This window comes from Corallococcus sp. CA049B (assembly GCF_003611685.1).
Classification (GTDB): Bacteria; Myxococcota; Myxococcia; order Myxococcales; family Myxococcaceae; genus Corallococcus; species Corallococcus coralloides.
The window spans coordinates 1-14626 of record NZ_RAWC01000227.1 but is presented as its reverse complement, the minus strand read 5'-3'; the positions used below and the strand labels follow the sequence as shown (position 1 = coordinate 14626).

The window sequence follows — 14626 nt, the reverse complement described above, 5'->3', positions numbered from 1 at the left end:
CGGGTTGTCAGGGGGACGGCGCCGCCGGCTCCGCGGTCGCGATCCGCCGCTCCAGGTCCAGGCCTTCGCGGCGCACGCGCATGTCCACGTAGAAGAACGCGGACACCACGAAGCTCAGCGGCGTGAAGAAGGACTGCCCCACCACCTGCAACAGCTCCGCGGGGACGAGCAGCGCCTGCGGAATGGCCGCCTGGGCCGCCGGATCCAACAGGTTGCCACCATAGGCGAGCCGGACGATCCACGCGGGCAGCCCCGACACCAGGCTCACCGCGATGAGGATGCCGCCCACCACCGTGGACAGCACCATGGCCCGCACCGTGCCCCGGCCAAAGAAGCCCGGCTCGACGCGGCCCTTCAGCAGGGCCCCGGAGCGCTTGAAGGCCGCCCACGCGCCCACGTCCTCCATCGCCAGCACGGGGGGCAGGAGCATGAAGCGCAGGAAGTACCAGAGCACCGCGGCCAGCGCGCCCACGCCCAGCACGATGGCGCCGATGATGATCAGCGCGATGCTCAGCACCGTTCCGCCGCCGGTGCCCCTGCCGGTGACGGCCGCGACCACGCCCAGCCCCATGACGAGCGAGCCGGGCAGGCACAAGAGGAGCGTCACCCCCGAGGCCCACGCGATGGACAGCAGATAGGTCGCGGTCAGGGTGCCCAGGCGCGACGCGGCCCGCCGCAGACCTTCCGAGGGACGCACCGGTTCACCCAGCCGCGCGGGAATCACGTACCGGGCCGCCGCCGTGGTGGCCACCCAGAAGTTCCACACGAGGAACACGTACAGCACGAGCATCAGCCCCAACATGATGCCGGACTGGGTCAGGGCCTGGCCGGGATCCGCGCCCGACGGAGCCTTCCCCAGCCCGGGCAGCACGCCCACCGTGCGCGTCATGGCGACGGTGAACGCCTTGACCGCGATGTAGTTGAGCAGGTCGAACCCCAGGACCAGCACGAACAGGGGCTTCAGGTGCGCGCGCCAGAACGTCGCCGCGCGGTCGATGATTTCTCCGATGGCGAGGGGGCGCAGCTCAACGGAGGTCGGGGAGGGCGTCACGGCCGCGCAGCATAACGCCGCCTCCGTCGCGCGGGGGCCGGCATGCGTCCAGCAGCGCGCGGGCCGCGGCGAGCGGATCCTCGGCCTCCAGCACGGCGGAGATGACCGCGACACCCCAGGCCCCCGGCACCTCCCGGGCCCGCTCCGGCGTCATCCCCCCCAGCGCCAGGGCCGGGCAGGGCAGCCGCTCCGCGAGCCCGCTGAACCCGTGAGGTCCCAGCGTGTCGCGCGTATCCCCCGGCTTGGAACCCGGAGCGAACACGGGGCTCACCAGCGCCAGGTCCGCGTCCACCGCGCCTTCCGCCTCGCGCGCGTCATGCACCGCCACGCTCACCCACCGGTCCGCGGGCAGGAACGGGCGCACGTCGCGGGGCGAAGGGCCGGAGGCGGGCAGGTGCAGGTGCGCGCCCACGAGCAGCGCGACCTCCAGCCGGCCATTCACGAACAGCGTCCGGCCCCGGCACACGTCCGCCAGGAGCCGCGCCTCCTCCAGGAACAGCCGCCCGGAGGCCTCCGGGTGGCGGTGCTGCACGGCGACGTCCGGCCCCGCCTCCAGCGCCCGCTCCAGCGCGGTGAGCAACCGCGCCCGGGGCAGCCGCCAGTCCGTGATGACCACGAGGCGGGGCAGGGCGCGCACCGCTACTCCACGAGCCCTTCGATGGGGCTGGACGCGGAGCCGTACGCCTTGCGCGGGATGCGGCCCGCCAGGTACGCGTCGCGGCCGGCCTCCACCGCCTTCTTCATGGCCACGGCCATTCGCACCGGATCCTTCGCGCCCGCGATGGCGGTGTTCATGAGCAGCGCGTCCACGCCCAGCTCCATCGCGATGGCCGCGTCGGACGCCGTGCCCACGCCCGCGTCGACGATGACGGGCACCTTCACCACCTCGCGGATGAGCCGCAGGTTGTGCGGGTTGCGGATGCCCAGCCCGCTGCCGATGGGCGCCGCCAGCGGCATCACCGCCGCGCAGCCCGCGTCCTCCAGCTTGCGCGCGGTGATGGGGTCGTCGCTGGTGTACGGCAGCACCGTGAAGCCTTCCTTCACCAGGATGCGAGCGGCCTTCACCGTCTCCTCGACGTCCGGGTAGAGGGTCTTCTCGTCGCCCAGTACCTCCAGCTTCACCCACTTGCTCATGCCCAGCTCTTCCGCCAGCCGGCACGTGCGCACCGCGTCCTCCGCCGTGTAGCAGAGCGCCGTGTTGGGCAAGAGGCGCATCTTGTTCCGGTCGATCCAGTTCATCAGCGACGCCTCGCCCGTCGCCTTCAGGTCCAACCGCCGCACCGCCACCGTGACGAGCTCCGCGCCCGACGCTTCGTGGCACTGCTTCATCACCTCGTGGCTGGGGTACTTCCCCGTGCCGACGATGAGCCGCGAGGTGAACGTCACCCCCGCCAGCGTGAAAGGCTTGTCCGCGATGCCGCTCATGACCGTCTCCTCTCCAGGGCCTGCGCTCACCCGCCACCCACGAAGGTGACGATCTCCACCCGGTCCCCGTCCTGGAGCCGGTGCTCGGGATGACGGGCGCGGCGCACCACCTCCGCGTTCACCTCCACCGCCACCCCCGGGCCGCTGCCCAGCTCCAACAGCGCCAGCAGGGACGAAAGGGTGCTGCCCTCCGGCAGCGTCCGCGCTTCTCCGTTGACCCACACGTTCACGGCCTCACGGCTCCTTCCGGCCCCTTCGGACGGGACCTGCCGGTGCCAGTACAAGGGCGGTTCTGCCCTGTCAACGCACAGCCTCCCCCACGCAACAGGCCTGTTTCAGCGCACGGGAACGGATTTTTCGCGCTCGTTTGCGTTTTGTTCCGCTTCCCCAGCAGGCGGGCGGCCAGGGGCTCCCTCGTGCGCGGACCGCCCCTGCTCATGCCTCCATGCGTTGCCAAGCGCTGTGCAGGTACGGGGGGAGCGACCAGTTTCTGCCCAACGCCGGGGAACAAATCACCGGCACTCAAGACACACTCACAGGGGGCGGTCACACATGCGGAAGCTCATGATTGCGGTCACGGCGGTCGCGGGTCTGACGATGGTCACCGGTTGCAAGAAGGATGACGTCCAGGCGCAGCGCGAGGATGTCGCCGAGGCCCGTCAGGAAGCGGCGCAGGAGACGGCGGAGGCGCGTCAGGACGAGAGCAAGGAGCTGGCTGCGACGCAGCAGGACGCCAACGAGGACATCGCGGAGGCGCGTCAGGACGCGAACGACAAGATCGCCAGCGCCAACGAGGACGTCCGTGACGAGGAGCAGGACCTGGCCGAGGCCCGGGCCAACCGGAATGAGGACCTGGCCGAGGGCGGCTCCGGCATGGCCGGCACCACGAGCGCCGCGGCGGCCACCACCGTCAACGGCCGCGTGCTGTCCAAGTCCGGTGACACGCTGACGCTGGTGGACAGCACCAACAAGGAGCTGAAGATCAAGACCAACGACAAGACCGCGCTGATGGACAACGGCAGCCGCGCGGTGAAGCTGGACGACATCCAGGAAGGCTCGCAGGTGCGCGCCTCCTACGTGATGGACGGCAAGGACATGGTCGCCCGCGACGTCACCCTGGTGGCGCCGGTGAAGAAGCTGGACAAGTAATCCCCGCGCCTCACGCGCCTGACGTCCTTCCGGACAGGGGAAGATACTTGAAGGCGGCGGCTCCCACCCTCGCGGTGGGGGCCGTTTCCTTTTTAGTCGGGGAAATGCCCGGTGGGGTCGGATGGGGATGTCTGACCCGGGTGGTAGGACGCGGGCGTGAGGAGTTCCTCATGCCTTCCCACCCCCGGGAAGCGCCTCTTCGTCAGGAGCGTCACCCACGATGGCCACCCATCCCCCCGCGTCCTCCGCGTCCCGGCCCTTCATCCTCTTCACCACCGGGGCCACGTCCTATGAGCTGGTGCGCTACCTGGGGTCGCGCGCCGGAGGGGAGCTGCTGCTCGCCCGCCGGCACTACGCGCGCACGCCGGGCGGACTGGTGCTCATCAAGCGGCTGCGCGACGTGACGGATGACGTGGCGAGGGCGCGGCTGCGGGAAGAGGTGAAGCTGCTCATGCGGCTGTCCCACCCGGCCATCGCGCCGGTGTACCTGGTGCGGGTGCATGACGGCGCGCCCCACCTGGTGACGGAGTTCGTGGACGGGCCGTGCCTGGAGACGCTGTCCAGCTTCGCGGCGCTGCGGCGGCGGCCGTTCTCGGAGGCGTTCGCCGCGTACGTGGGCGCGGAGGTGGCGGACGCGCTCCACCACGCCCATTCGCTGGAGGACGCGCGCGGCCTGCCCGTGGGCGTGGTCCACCGCGACATCAGCCCCCGCTCCCTGCGGGTGGACGTGCACGGGCGGGTGCGGCTGTCGGACTTCGCGCTCGCGTGGTCGCGGATGCCCGGGCGCGTGGTGACGGAGCCGGGGCTCGTGCGCGGGGACGTGGCCTATGCGTCGCCAGAGGCGCTGGAGGGCCTGCCGCTGGATGGCCGCGCGGACCTGTTCTCCCTGGGGATGGTGCTGCTGGAGCTGCTCACCGGGCTGCACCTGCTGGACCTGGACGACGTGGAGCGCGCCGCGCAGCAGGCCCAGCCCGTGCCCGGAACGCGCGGGCTGTGCGCGGAGACGCCCAGCTGGCTCCCCGCGCCGCTGATGGCCGCGCGCATGGCGTGCCTGACGCCGGCCCACGTGGAGCAGGCCACGCGGGGGCTGTCGCCGGGCATGCGGGAGGTGCTCCAGCGGGGGCTCCAGCGCGACCGCGACCTGCGCTTCCAGACGGGCGCGGAGCTGCGGGACGCGCTCCGGGGCCTGCTGAACGCGCAAGGACGGCCCTATGGTCCCCCTGAAGCGCTGCGCGAGGTGGCGGAGGTGCGCACGGACGCGCTCGTGGACCCGGCGGGGGCGGCGGAAGCGGGGCTCCCGCTGGAGGACGACCTCTGGGACGGCTGCGATGACGACGGCGCGGAGTGGACGTGAGGCGTGACAGCGGGAGGTCCCGGGGCGCTTGTCATCGCGGGAGGCCGTGACGAAGACTGCTGGCATGGGTGACGTGAAGGAGCTGCACCGCCAGTGGTGCATCGCGGATGGACACGCGGATTCGCTGATGTGGAACCGCGACCTGTGCGAGCGGTCGACGGAGGGGCACGTGGACTTCCCCCGCCTGCGCGAGGCGGGGGTGAAGCTGCAGTGCTTCACGCTGGTGACCCGGGGCTTCCCGTTCATTGGCGGCTTCCCGCTGTTCGCCGCGTGGCGCAAGTGGCCCCGCGAGGCGCGCGGCAGCGAGTGGACGCGCGCGCTCTGGCAGATTGAAAGGCTGGACGCCTTCTGCGCCCGCTCCGGGGACACCGTGCGCGTCGCCACCACGGGGGCGGGGCTGGAGGACAACCTCGCGCACGGGCGGCTGTCCGCGGTGCTGGGCGTGGAGGGGGGCCACGCGATTGAAGGGCAGGTGGAGCGGCTGGCGGAGCTGCACCGGCGCGGGGTGCGCTTCATGGGGCTCACGCACCTGTCCAACAACGACCTGGGCGGTTCATCGTTTCCCATGATGGGCAACCGGGGGCTGACGCCGCTGGGGCACCAGGTGATGGAGGAGATGGCCCGCTTGGGGATGAGCGTGGACGTGGCGCACGCCTCCGAACAGACGCTCACGGAGCTCTTCGCGCATCCCACGGTGCGCTACTTCTGTTCGCACACCGGCGTGCGCGCGGCGGGCGGCGGCTGGCGCAACCTGTCCGACGAGGCCCTGCGCACCATTGCCCAGCGCGGCGGTGTGGTGGGCATCATCCTGGCGCCGGTGTACCTGGGCGGCGACACGTGGGACGACGTGGTCCGCCACGTGGAGCACGCCGTGGACGTGATGGGGGAGGAGGGCGTGGGCGTGGGCAGCGACTACGACGGCATGGTGGCGCTGCCCCGGGGCATGCGGGACGTGACGGACCTGCCCCGGCTCACGGAGGCGCTGCTCAAGCGACACCCGGAGTCCTGGGTGGAACGTGTGATGGGTGGCAACTTCCGGCGTTACTTTCGGGAGACGCTCGGCGGCGGTTGACAGCGAAAAACCTGTCGAAAAGAGTCGCCGGCACCCATGAACCGTCTTCCCCTCGCGCTCTGGTCCCTCGTCGGTTTCTTCCTTCTCTCCGGCTGTGGAGGGCCGGGCTCGGGCGACTCGTGTGACGGCGGCGACTACGTGTGCCAGGACGACGCGCAGGCCCTGGAGTGCCGCAACGGCATCTGGCGCGCGCTCGCGTGCCGGGGGCCGCTGGGCTGCCGGGAGCTGGCGGACAGCGTGCGGTGCGACACGTCCCTCAACCAGGAGAACGACGGGTGCTCCATTGGCGCGGAAGGCAAGGGCGTGTGCAGCCCGAACGGCGCCGCGCTCCTCACGTGCCAGCAGGGCGTGCTGGTGAAGACGGCGGATTGCTCGTCGTGCGCCGTGCAGGACGAGCAGGCCGTCTGCCAGCCCTGACTCCGGCGACGTCAGCGCTCCGGTTCCCCTCCGGGCTTGGGTGGGGAACCGGGAGGGGGCGCGGGCAGGTAGCCGCCCGTGGCCATGCGCTTCGCGGACCGTTCGTACATGGCCGGTGAGAGGCCCTGGACGCCGGTGCCGTCAATCCACCGGTTGTAGAAGTTGAAGAGGGCGCAGACGGAGACCGCGTCGTAGACGGCCTCGTCCGACCAGCCGGCCGCCTTCAAGCGCTCCACGTCCTCGCGGCAAACGTCTCCGGGGGCGTCGTTGAGTTTGTCCACGAAGGCGAACAGCGCCTTCTCGGCCTCCGGGATGGGGGCCGTCTTCACGTCGTCCAGCACCGCCTGGACGTGCTCCGTGCTGCCCAGCAGTTCCGCCGCGACCGCGGCGTGAGAGCCCGTTCAAAATACGCAGGCGTTGCGCCGCGACGTGTACGCGGCAATGAGTTCCCGCAGTCCGGCGGACAGCGGGGACGGGCCGCGCATCACCTCGTGGGTGAAGGCGGACAGCGCGTCCGTCATGCGCGGCTTGAACGCGAACAGGTGCCAGATGCCCGGCGGCGTCATGCCCCCGGCCCGCGCCATGGCGATCAGCTTCCCGTAGTGCCCGTCGGACTCGTGCGACTCCACGTCGGGCAGGTACATGGATTCCGGAGCGGGGGACTTCATCATCGCGCACTTCCCTGGCGAAAGGACGGGGACCGCCGCCATCAGGCCAGCGACGCGAGGAAGCTGTCCAGCACCGAGTTGAACGCCTCCGGCTGTTCCTGGTTGGGCAGGTGCGCCGCGCCGGGGATGACCTCCAGCCGCGCGCCCTGCACCAGGTCCGCCATCTGCTTCGCCTTCGCCAGCGGCGTCACGGTGTCGTGCTCGCCCACGACAATCAGCGCGGCACCCGCGTAGCGCGCGAGCAGGTCCTTGCTGTCCAGCCGCAGCGCCATGCCCCGCTGCGCGGCGGCGATGGACTCCGGCGACACGGCCAGCCCCAGCTTCGTCACCTCGCGGCCCACCGGTGAGTCCGGCCCCGCGTGGACCAGCTTGGGCACCAGCCCCTGGACGACGGACGCGGTGCCTTCCTTCAGGGCCTGCTGCGCGGTGGACTCGCGCTTGTCCTTCCCGGCGGCGTCGTCCGCGGTGCACTGCGTGTCCGAAAGCACCAGCCCGCGCACCCGGCCCGGGTCCTCGCGCAGGAGCGCCAGGGCCGCGTAGCCGCCCATGGACACGCCGCCCACCACCGCCGTGTCGATGTTCAGCGCGTCCAGCAGCGCGAGCGCGTCCTGCGCCAGCTTGCGCATCTCCGTGGGGCCTTCACCCAGCCGGCTCTGCCCGAAGCCGCGCAGGTCCGGCACGAGGAAGCGGTAGCGCCCGGACAGCGCGGCCACCTGCCGGTCGAAGGCGGAGCCGTCCAGCGGGAAGGCGTGCATGAGCAGCACCGGCAACCCCTGGCCCACGTCCCGGTAGTGCAGCGGAACCCCATCCACGGCGACCGTCAGCATGCGTGCCTCCTCGCGGCCCTTCGCAGGGGGCGGCGTCAGATCCACTTCTTGTACTTGAACCAGCCGACGAGCCCCAGGGGGAAGCCCACCATGGTCACCCACATGGCGGCGTACCAGAGCGGTCCCGTCAACTGTTCGAAGTTCTGCCCGAAGAAGCCCACGATGAAGGACAGGGGCAGGAAGAGGGTGGCGAAGATGGTGAGCTGCTTGCTGATGTCGTTGGTGCGTTGGGCCACCATGGACAGGTAGCCGTCCATCACGTTGCCCACCACGTCGCGGCTGGCGTCAATCTGCTCGTAGAGCCGCACCAGGTGGTCGTAGACGTCGCGGAAGTACAGCGTCGTCTTCTCCTGGATCTGCGGGATGCCCCGGCGCGACAGCATGCCCACCACGTCCCGCTGTGGAGACAGCACTCGGCGCAGCGTCACCAGCGCGCGCTTGAGCTGGAAGATGCGCTGCAGGTGCGCTGGATCCGGCTCTGCGAAGATGGCGTCCTCCAGGTCGTCCAGCCGGTCGCTGAAGTCGTCCATGATGGGGAACTGCGCGTCCACGAGCGCGTCCGCGAGCAGGTAGAGGATGACGTCCACGCCCCGGCCCAGGGTGCCCGAGGGGTCGTCCTTCACGCGGCGCAGGACGGCGTCATGGCTGGGCAGGCGCAGCGCGTGCACGCTGATGAGCCAGTCCTGCGCGAGGAAGAAGTGATGCTCGTGCAGCGTGAGCTCCGTGACGTCCGGACCGCAGCTGAAGCCCTGCAACACGATGAACTGGTGGTGTGGGTATTCCTCCAGCTTGGGCCGCTGGTCCAGGTGCAGGCAGTCCTCTACGGCCAGCCGGTGCAGCTGGAAGCGCTCGGCCAGGCGGCCCAGCACCTCCGCGTTCGGCTCCAGGACGTCGATCCACTTGGGCCCCGGCCGGTCGAGCAGTTCCTCGCCCCCCGAGACAGCCCTGCCGTCTTCCCACAGACAGACCTGGATCATTTCCGTGGACTCCCCGGCCCACCCCTCGGGCCCGGGACGCTTGCTAGAACTCCCCGGACGCGATGTCGAGCGGTAGAGTGGGGTCAACGTGTCCGCTGCCGCCGAGAATCCACCGCCGGCCTCCCTGACCCCGAGGCTCGAACAAATCCTCCAGTCGCTGCCCGACCGCGCCTTCTCCGCGCGGCTTCGAGCGGTGTATCTCGCCGCGGCCCAGGCCATCTCCCGGCTGAGCGACCTGGACCTGGTGAAGTACGAGACGCCCGTCGTCGACGCCAGCCCCGACCTGTCGCTGTGGGAGGAGATGGCGCCCGTCATCCGCGACACGGTGATGGACGTCAACGCGCTGCTCAACGTCATCCGGGAGCAGTTCCCCGGCACGCCGGCCGCGTCCCCCGAGGGCCCCGCGGACGTGCCCGCCATGCTCCAGGAGGGCATGGCCCGTCTGGCCCAGAGCATCACCCAGCTGGGTGAAGCCATGCGCAACCCGTCCGTGGTGAGCGACCGCTGGCAGCTGTTGGCGGAAATCCAACGCTTCCGCTCCGACTACCGCGAACAGATGAGCCAGCTCGTCTTCGAGTCCGCGAGCACCTTCGGCGAGGTGTCCCGCGCCCAGGTGGTGCCCGGCTACGAGGCGGAGGTGAAGGCGGCCGTCACGGTGCGCGCCATCACGTCCGACCTGTCGCGCATCGTCACGGCGCGGCTCAACAAGGTGCGCGACGCGAAGCCAGAGGAGGTGCTGTGGAACGCGCAGCAGCTCCAGACGGAGCTGGACGCCTTCGGCCGCACCGCCGCGTACCGGAACCTGCGCGCGCAGGACAAGCGCCACATCGTGGAGGCCCGCGCGGAGATTGGCGCGCTCGCGCTCGAGTCCGCCCCCGAGCAGGCACGGCTGCTGACGGTGACGGAAGGGCTGGAGGAGCTGGTGCGGAGCCTGTCCGCGGTGAACCAGCGCCAGCTGCTCATCCTCCATGACCGCGAGGTGTGGGCCGCGTGCGGCGTGCGCCTGGAGCGCGCGCTGATGCAGTCGAAGAAGGATCCGGTCGCGTCCGCGAAGGCGCTGGCGGAGGCCGCGGCCAGCGCGCAGTCGCTCTATGGCCGGGACCCCACCATGGACGCGTTCCTGCGCAAGGCGCGCAAGCTGAAGCTCGCCACGCTCACGGGCCCGGAGCTGCTCTCCACCATCGAGTCCTTCCAGTCCCAGCTCGCGCAACTGGACGTGATGTGAAGCCAGTGAATGGGAAGGCCGTGGAGCCGCGCCCCCTGCGGCAGGCGGACCTGTCCGGCGTGCAGGGCGTCTTCACCGACGTGGACGGCACGCTGACGACGGGCCACAAGCTGCGCAGCCAGACGGTGCGCTCCCTGGAGCAGCTGTCCGCGTCCGGCCTGCGCGTGGTGCTGGTGAGCGGCCGGCCGGCGGGGTGGGGCGAGGCGTGGGCCCGCCAACTCCCCGTGGACGGCGTCGTCGTGGAGAACGGCGGGCTGTTCTTCCTCAAGGGTGCCAGGGGGAAGCTGCGCAAGGTGTACCTGGAGCCTCCCGCCCAGCGCGTGGCGAACCGCCAGCGCCTGGAGAAGGAGGTCGAGCGCGTGCTCGCCCAGGTGCCCGGCGCGCGCCTGTCCGTGGACAGCCGCTACACGGAAGTGGACCTGGCGGTGGACTACAACGAGGAGGCCCGGCTGGGCGATGAAGGGGCCTCCCGCATCGAGTCGCTGCTCAAGGCCCGGGGCGTGACGGCGGTGCGCTCGTCCGTCCACGTCAACTGCTGGCTGGGCCGCTTCGACAAGCTCTCCGCGTCGCGCCGCTTCGCCAGGGTGGCGTGGGGCGAGAAGCTGGACCCCGCGGACGGCCGGTACGTCTACGTGGGGGATTCTTTCAACGACGCTCCGATGTTCCAGGCGTTCAAGCTGGGCGTGGGCGTGGCCAACGTGCGCGCGGTGCTGGATCGCATCGACGCGCCGCCGGCCTTCATCACCCGGGCGCCCGAGGGGCGGGGCTTCGAGGAGCTGGCTTCCGCCCTCCTCGCCCGCCGCCGGACGGCCCGCAGTCGAGGAGTTTCAACGTGAATGTCGTGAAGCTGGAGCTGGCCCGAGGCTTGGGGCGTCACCTGCGTGCGGGGCACCCTTGGGTGTTCCGCAAGGCCCTGGAGCACACGCCGCGGATTCCGGCCGGCAGCGTGGTGGACCTGACGGAGAACGGGAAGTTCGTCGCGCGCGGGTACTACGATCCGCACTCGGCCATCGCGGTGCGCGTGCTCACGCGCGACTCGCGCGAGACGGTGGACTCGCGCTTCATCACCCAGCGCGTGCAGCGGTCCCTGGCCGCGCGCACGGCGCTCATCGACCTGAAGGACACGGACAGCTACCGCCTCATCCACGGCGAGGGTGACGGCCTGCCCGGCGTGGTGGTGGACCTGTACGCGGGCTGGGCGGTGATGAAGCTCTACTCCGCGGGCCTCACCCCGTACCGCCCCCTCATCGTGGAGGCGCTGAAGGCGGGCGTCCCGGGCCTCAAGGGCATCCTCGGCCGCGACGAGGTGGGGCGCGACGACGTGGAGGAGGACGACGGGCGCGGAAGCGGGAAGATGCTGTGGGGCGAGGAGGCCCCGGAGCTCATCCCCATCCGTGAGCGCGGCGCCGTCTTCCTGGTGGACGCGTGGAAGGGGCAGAAGACGGGCTTCTTCCTGGATCAGCGTGAGAACCGCCACCTCATCCGCCGGCTGGGACAGGGGAGGGACGTGCTCAACTGCTTCAGCTTCAGCGGCGGCTTCTCCGTGAACGCGGCGCTGGGCGGGGCCAACAGCGTCTTCTCCGTGGATCAGGACCCGGAGGCCATCGCCCTGGCGCGGGAGAACTTCACGCGCAACGGGCTGCCGGCGGCGAAGCACGACTTCCTCGCGGCGGACGTGTTCGCGCTCATCCAGTCGTTCAAGGAGGAGGGCCGCACGTTCGACCTCATCATCCTGGACCCGCCCGCCTTCGCGAAGAGCCAGCGCGCGGTGGAGGCGGCCGTGGACGGCTACGCGTCCCTCAACCGGCAGGCCCTGGCGCTGCTGCGTCCCGGTGGCCTCCTGGCCACGGCATCGTGCTCCGCGCGCGTGACGGGGGACATGTTCATGGGCGCCGTGCGCGAGGCGGGCTTCAAGGCCGGCGTGGATCTGGCGCTGGTGGAGGAGCGCTACCAGCCGCCGGACCACCCCGTGCGCCTGCAGTTCCCGGAAGGGAAGTACCTCAAGTTCTACGTGATGCAGGCGGTGTAGCGGCTCTGCCCGGCCCCGGGGCGCGCCTGACATGAGGCGCGCCGCCGGTGGTGCTCGGGAGTGCTCAGGTACCGAAGACCTTGTGGGCCACGCGGTCCAGCACGTCCTTGCCCCAGACGACGCTGGCCTTGCCCAGCCGGTCCAGGTCGCGGGTGAATTCGCGGCCGTCCGGCATGACTTCGTAGGTGCGGGTCAGGAACAGATTGCCGGTGTCAGGCTCGAAGTCGACGTTGCCGCCGCCGGTGTCCGTGCCCTCTTCCTGCTGCTGCCGGAAGCCCTCGATGATGCCGGGCTTGGGCGGTTCGCGGAACCGGTAGATGAGGGCGCTGCACTTGAGCGCCGGCGGCGACTCGACGTGCTCGAAGGCGTACTGGCCCTCGCCGCTCATCATGCCGCCAAGCCCCTGCTCGTTGAGGCCTTCCGTGACGCCAGCGCCCTGGGACTGGAGGTACCACTTCACCAGCTGCCGGGCCGCGTCGCGCGTCATCGGCCCCCCCGCGGGCGGCGCGGGACGCGCCAGGCCCATGGAGGTCAGCAGCCACTGAATCTTGCTGGAGAACGTGCTGATCACTTCGCGGGGATGACGCGGTCCGCGACGCGGTTGAACACTTCGTCGCCCCACACGAGGCTGGCTTCCACGAGCCGGTCCACGTCTTCCTTGAACTGCTGCTCCGACGGCACCACGCCGTACGTGCGGCTCAGGAAGAGGGACTTGTTCTCGGTCTCGTAGTCCACCTTGCCGCCGCCGGCGTCCGTGCCCTTCTTCTCTTCGTCACGGAATCCGTCGATGACGCCCGGCCGGGGCGCGTCGCGGAAGCGGTAGATGAGGGCGCTGCACTTCAGCGCCCCCGAGTCCTTCACGTGTTCGAAGTAGACCTGCGCGTCGCCAAGCGCGGCGCCGCCAAATCCCTTCGCGTTCAGCCCGGAGGCCTGCGCATCGCCTCCGTGGCCCCGGATGAATGACTGCACCAGTCGCTGGGCTTCTTCGAGCGTCATACGTGCAGTCATACCAGTCCGGACCCGGGATTTGAACTAGCCGGCGCGGGCCTGGTCGAACGGGACGCGCTGGTTGAGGTACGTGTCGTTGATGTTGTGCGCGCCGGAGAAGATGCTCTTCTCGGAGAAGTAGCGGATCTTCGCGTCCTTGCCCGCGTGCTTGAGCAGGTCCAGGGGGCCCTTGCCGCTGGTGCCCAGACCGAACAGGCCCGGCACGGGGTCCTTGTCGTTGACGTAGTGGACGTACTTGGGGCCGTCCGGGTAGGTCGCCGCCGCGGCGCCGAAGGTCTCCACGGAGACCTTGCCCAGCTTCTCCTGCACCTGGGCGGGGGACAGCCCGTCTTCGATGCGCAGCCGCTTGGCCACGTCGCTCAGCGCGCGGCTGGTGATGAGGCCACCCTGGCTGTGCGCCATCAGGTGCACGTCACGGCCGGCCTTCAGCTCCGTGTAGAGCGAGTCCGCCAGCGTGTCCACGGCCGGGTTCTTGCCCTTGTCCATCTTGTCCGTGATGCACTGGCCCAGGTCCTTGAAGAAGCCCTCGGTGGAGTTGTGGATGCCGATGGTCTTCTGGCCCGTCTTGTCCGCGATGGCCTGCATCGTGGTCTCCTGGCCCGCCTTGTCCGTCATCATCCCGTTCACGTAGATGATGGTGCCCGGCTGCTTCACGCCGCCCTTGGGCTCGTAGGCCGGGATCTGGCTCAGCGGGGTGCTGGCGTCGAAGGCCTGCCCGCCCTTGCCCATGATCTTGCCGTCATAGGCCTTGTCCTTCGCGCCCGCCGGAGCGGTGAACACGGCCGCGGGGGCCGCGGTGCGCACCGCGCTGTTCGACGCCTTCGTGTCGAAGCCGTCCTTCACGGTGTTGGCCGGCTTCGCCGTGGCCGGGGTGGCCGGCTTGGCCGGAGCGGCCGCGCCGGTCGTCCCCGTGGTCGTGGTGGTGCGCGCGATGGTGTTGTTGGAGGTGCGCCCGATGGTTCCCATGGCTTGAGGCTCCTGCGGTGTGCGGATTTTTGAAGGGGGAAGGGAAAGCTTGCTGCGTTGATCCATTCTCACCCGAAGCGCCGAAAAGTTGCGAGCAGGTCACGGAATGTGTGCAACGCGCTGCGGCACGGGACGTCCGGGAGGGGACGCGGACGGGAATCCGGCCCGGGCGCGGCCGGGGGGACGGCTTAAGGTGGGGGCATGGTCCAGAAAGGTCAGTTCCTGGAGCGCTCCACGCTCATCCCCGTGGGTTCGGACGGCACGGTGATGGAGGGCACGGTGCACCGGGGCCAGAAGTCGCCGCCGCTGCTCATCCTCCCGCCCCGGCCGGAGGAGGGGGGCGGGATGGATCACGTCCTGGCGGCGGAGGTGGCCTTCGCGGTGGCGCGGGCGGGCTTTCCCACCCTGCGCTTCAACCACCGGGGCGTGGGGGCCAGCCAGGGCGTCCGGGGCACCGG

18 protein-coding genes and 1 pseudogene are annotated in these 14626 nt (G+C 70.5%); 8 read left to right on the top strand and 11 right to left on the bottom strand.

Features of this window, described 5'->3' with window-relative positions:
* Window positions 1-7: 7 nt before the first annotated feature.
* From D7W82_RS32805 to thiS, 4 genes are read right to left on the bottom strand one after another with little or no spacing between them, the layout of a single operon-like run.
* Window positions 8-1051: a hypothetical protein gene (locus D7W82_RS32805; protein ID WP_120622080.1), complete on the bottom strand. Its 1044-nt coding sequence runs from the start codon at window positions 1049-1051 to the stop codon at window positions 8-10.
* Window positions 1026-1688 (bottom strand): thiamine phosphate synthase, encoded by a 663-nt coding sequence (locus tag D7W82_RS32800; RefSeq protein ID WP_120622079.1) that lies wholly within the window; start codon window positions 1686-1688, stop codon window positions 1026-1028. Before D7W82_RS32800 ends, D7W82_RS32805 begins: the two co-directional genes overlap by 26 nt.
* Before the next feature lie 2 nt (window positions 1689-1690).
* Window positions 1691-2476 carry a thiazole synthase gene (locus D7W82_RS32795; protein ID WP_014395830.1) on the bottom strand — a complete coding sequence of 262 codons (786 nt, stop codon included), beginning with the start codon at window positions 2474-2476 and terminating at the stop codon, window positions 1691-1693.
* A 26-nt stretch (window positions 2477-2502) separates the two neighbouring features.
* Window positions 2503-2706, bottom strand: a complete 204-nt coding sequence (gene thiS, locus D7W82_RS32790) for a sulfur carrier protein ThiS (RefSeq protein ID WP_120530083.1) — start codon at window positions 2704-2706, stop codon at window positions 2503-2505.
* Between the two features lie 334 nt (window positions 2707-3040).
* On the opposite strand from thiS, the gene D7W82_RS32785 reads away from it, so the two are divergent.
* The 4 genes from D7W82_RS32785 (at window position 3041) to D7W82_RS32770 (ending at window position 6468) form a co-directional block, all read left to right on the top strand.
* Window positions 3041-3625, top strand: coding sequence for a hypothetical protein (locus tag D7W82_RS32785; RefSeq protein WP_233588078.1), 585 nt, complete (start codon window positions 3041-3043; stop codon window positions 3623-3625).
* 220 nt (window positions 3626-3845) lie between these two features.
* Entirely contained in the window at window positions 3846-4979 is a 1134-nt protein-coding gene (locus tag D7W82_RS32780; RefSeq protein ID WP_120622077.1) for a serine/threonine-protein kinase, read from the top strand.
* Between the two features lie 64 nt (window positions 4980-5043).
* On the top strand, window positions 5044-6051 hold the full coding sequence (locus D7W82_RS32775) for a dipeptidase (RefSeq protein ID WP_120622076.1): 1008 nt from the start codon (window positions 5044-5046) through the stop codon (window positions 6049-6051).
* Window positions 6052-6087: 36 nt separating this feature from the next.
* Window positions 6088-6468, top strand: coding sequence for a hypothetical protein (locus D7W82_RS32770; RefSeq protein WP_120622075.1), 381 nt, complete (start codon window positions 6088-6090; stop codon window positions 6466-6468).
* A gap of 11 nt (window positions 6469-6479) precedes the next feature.
* On the opposite strand, the gene D7W82_RS32765 is transcribed toward D7W82_RS32770, so the two are convergent.
* From D7W82_RS32765 to D7W82_RS32750, 4 genes are read right to left on the bottom strand one after another with little or no spacing between them, the layout of a single operon-like run.
* Complete coding sequence (locus D7W82_RS32765) at window positions 6480-6809, bottom strand: carboxymuconolactone decarboxylase family protein (protein WP_233588076.1); 330 nt, start codon at window positions 6807-6809, stop codon at window positions 6480-6482.
* Between the two features lie 60 nt (window positions 6810-6869).
* Window positions 6870-7139, bottom strand: a complete 270-nt coding sequence (locus D7W82_RS32760; protein ID WP_120622073.1) for a peroxidase — start codon at window positions 7137-7139, stop codon at window positions 6870-6872.
* Between the two features lie 38 nt (window positions 7140-7177).
* Window positions 7178-7963 carry an alpha/beta fold hydrolase gene (locus D7W82_RS32755; protein WP_120622072.1) on the bottom strand — a complete coding sequence of 262 codons (786 nt, stop codon included), beginning with the start codon at window positions 7961-7963 and terminating at the stop codon, window positions 7178-7180.
* Window positions 7964-7998: 35 nt separating this feature from the next.
* On the bottom strand, window positions 7999-8940 hold the full coding sequence (locus D7W82_RS32750; protein WP_120622071.1) for a magnesium transporter CorA family protein: 942 nt from the start codon (window positions 8938-8940) through the stop codon (window positions 7999-8001).
* A gap of 88 nt (window positions 8941-9028) precedes the next feature.
* Here D7W82_RS32750 and D7W82_RS32745 point away from each other — a divergent pair, with 88 nt between their 5' ends.
* From D7W82_RS32745 to D7W82_RS32735, 3 genes are read left to right on the top strand one after another with little or no spacing between them, the layout of a single operon-like run.
* Window positions 9029-10165, top strand: coding sequence for a hypothetical protein (locus tag D7W82_RS32745; protein WP_120622070.1), 1137 nt, complete (start codon window positions 9029-9031; stop codon window positions 10163-10165).
* A gap of 20 nt (window positions 10166-10185) precedes the next feature.
* Window positions 10186-11001, top strand: a complete 816-nt coding sequence (locus D7W82_RS32740; protein ID WP_233588075.1) for an HAD-IIB family hydrolase — start codon at window positions 10186-10188, stop codon at window positions 10999-11001.
* Window positions 10998-12194: a class I SAM-dependent rRNA methyltransferase gene (locus D7W82_RS32735; RefSeq protein ID WP_120622068.1), complete on the top strand. Its 1197-nt coding sequence runs from the start codon at window positions 10998-11000 to the stop codon at window positions 12192-12194. The genes D7W82_RS32740 and D7W82_RS32735 overlap by 4 nt, the downstream gene beginning before the upstream one ends.
* Window positions 12195-12258: 64 nt before the next feature.
* On the opposite strand, the gene D7W82_RS32730 is transcribed toward D7W82_RS32735, so the two are convergent.
* The 3 genes from D7W82_RS32730 to D7W82_RS32720 are packed head-to-tail and all read right to left on the bottom strand — an operon-like array spanning window position 12259 to window position 14168.
* Window positions 12259-12765, bottom strand: a complete 507-nt coding sequence (locus D7W82_RS32730; protein ID WP_233588074.1) for a hypothetical protein — start codon at window positions 12763-12765, stop codon at window positions 12259-12261.
* Complete coding sequence (locus D7W82_RS32725) at window positions 12762-13190, bottom strand: hypothetical protein (RefSeq protein ID WP_120564474.1); 429 nt, start codon at window positions 13188-13190, stop codon at window positions 12762-12764. Before D7W82_RS32725 ends, D7W82_RS32730 begins: the two co-directional genes overlap by 4 nt.
* A gap of 36 nt (window positions 13191-13226) precedes the next feature.
* Window positions 13227-14168: a hypothetical protein gene (locus D7W82_RS32720; protein ID WP_120622067.1), complete on the bottom strand. Its 942-nt coding sequence runs from the start codon at window positions 14166-14168 to the stop codon at window positions 13227-13229.
* A gap of 201 nt (window positions 14169-14369) precedes the next feature.
* On the opposite strand from D7W82_RS32720, the pseudogene D7W82_RS32715 reads away from it, so the two are divergent.
* Window positions 14370-14626, top strand: a pseudogene (locus D7W82_RS32715) (alpha/beta hydrolase); the annotation flags it as partial.

Excerpts from the sequence above, each read along its gene's own strand:
- D7W82_RS32785 (WP_233588078.1), top strand. The coding sequence starts at position 3,041 with ATGATTGCGGTCACGGCGGTCGCGGGTCTGACGATGGTCACCGGTTGC.
- D7W82_RS32755 (WP_120622072.1), bottom strand. The coding sequence starts at position 7,963 with ATGCTGACGGTCGCCGTGGATGGGGTTCCGCTGCACTACCGGGACGTG.
- D7W82_RS32770 (WP_120622075.1), top strand. The coding sequence starts at position 6,088 with ATGAACCGTCTTCCCCTCGCGCTCTGGTCCCTCGTCGGTTTCTTCCTT.
- D7W82_RS32795 (WP_014395830.1), bottom strand. The coding sequence starts at position 2,476 with ATGAGCGGCATCGCGGACAAGCCTTTCACGCTGGCGGGGGTGACGTTC.
- D7W82_RS32725 (WP_120564474.1), bottom strand. The coding sequence starts at position 13,190 with ATGACGCTCGAAGAAGCCCAGCGACTGGTGCAGTCATTCATCCGGGGC.
- D7W82_RS32760 (WP_120622073.1), bottom strand. The coding sequence starts at position 7,139 with ATGATGAAGTCCCCCGCTCCGGAATCCATGTACCTGCCCGACGTGGAG.
- D7W82_RS32720 (WP_120622067.1), bottom strand. The coding sequence starts at position 14,168 with ATGGGAACCATCGGGCGCACCTCCAACAACACCATCGCGCGCACCACC.
- D7W82_RS32780 (WP_120622077.1), top strand. The coding sequence starts at position 3,846 with ATGGCCACCCATCCCCCCGCGTCCTCCGCGTCCCGGCCCTTCATCCTC.
- D7W82_RS32750 (WP_120622071.1), bottom strand. The coding sequence starts at position 8,940 with ATGATCCAGGTCTGTCTGTGGGAAGACGGCAGGGCTGTCTCGGGGGGC.
- D7W82_RS32775 (WP_120622076.1), top strand. The coding sequence starts at position 5,044 with ATGGGTGACGTGAAGGAGCTGCACCGCCAGTGGTGCATCGCGGATGGA.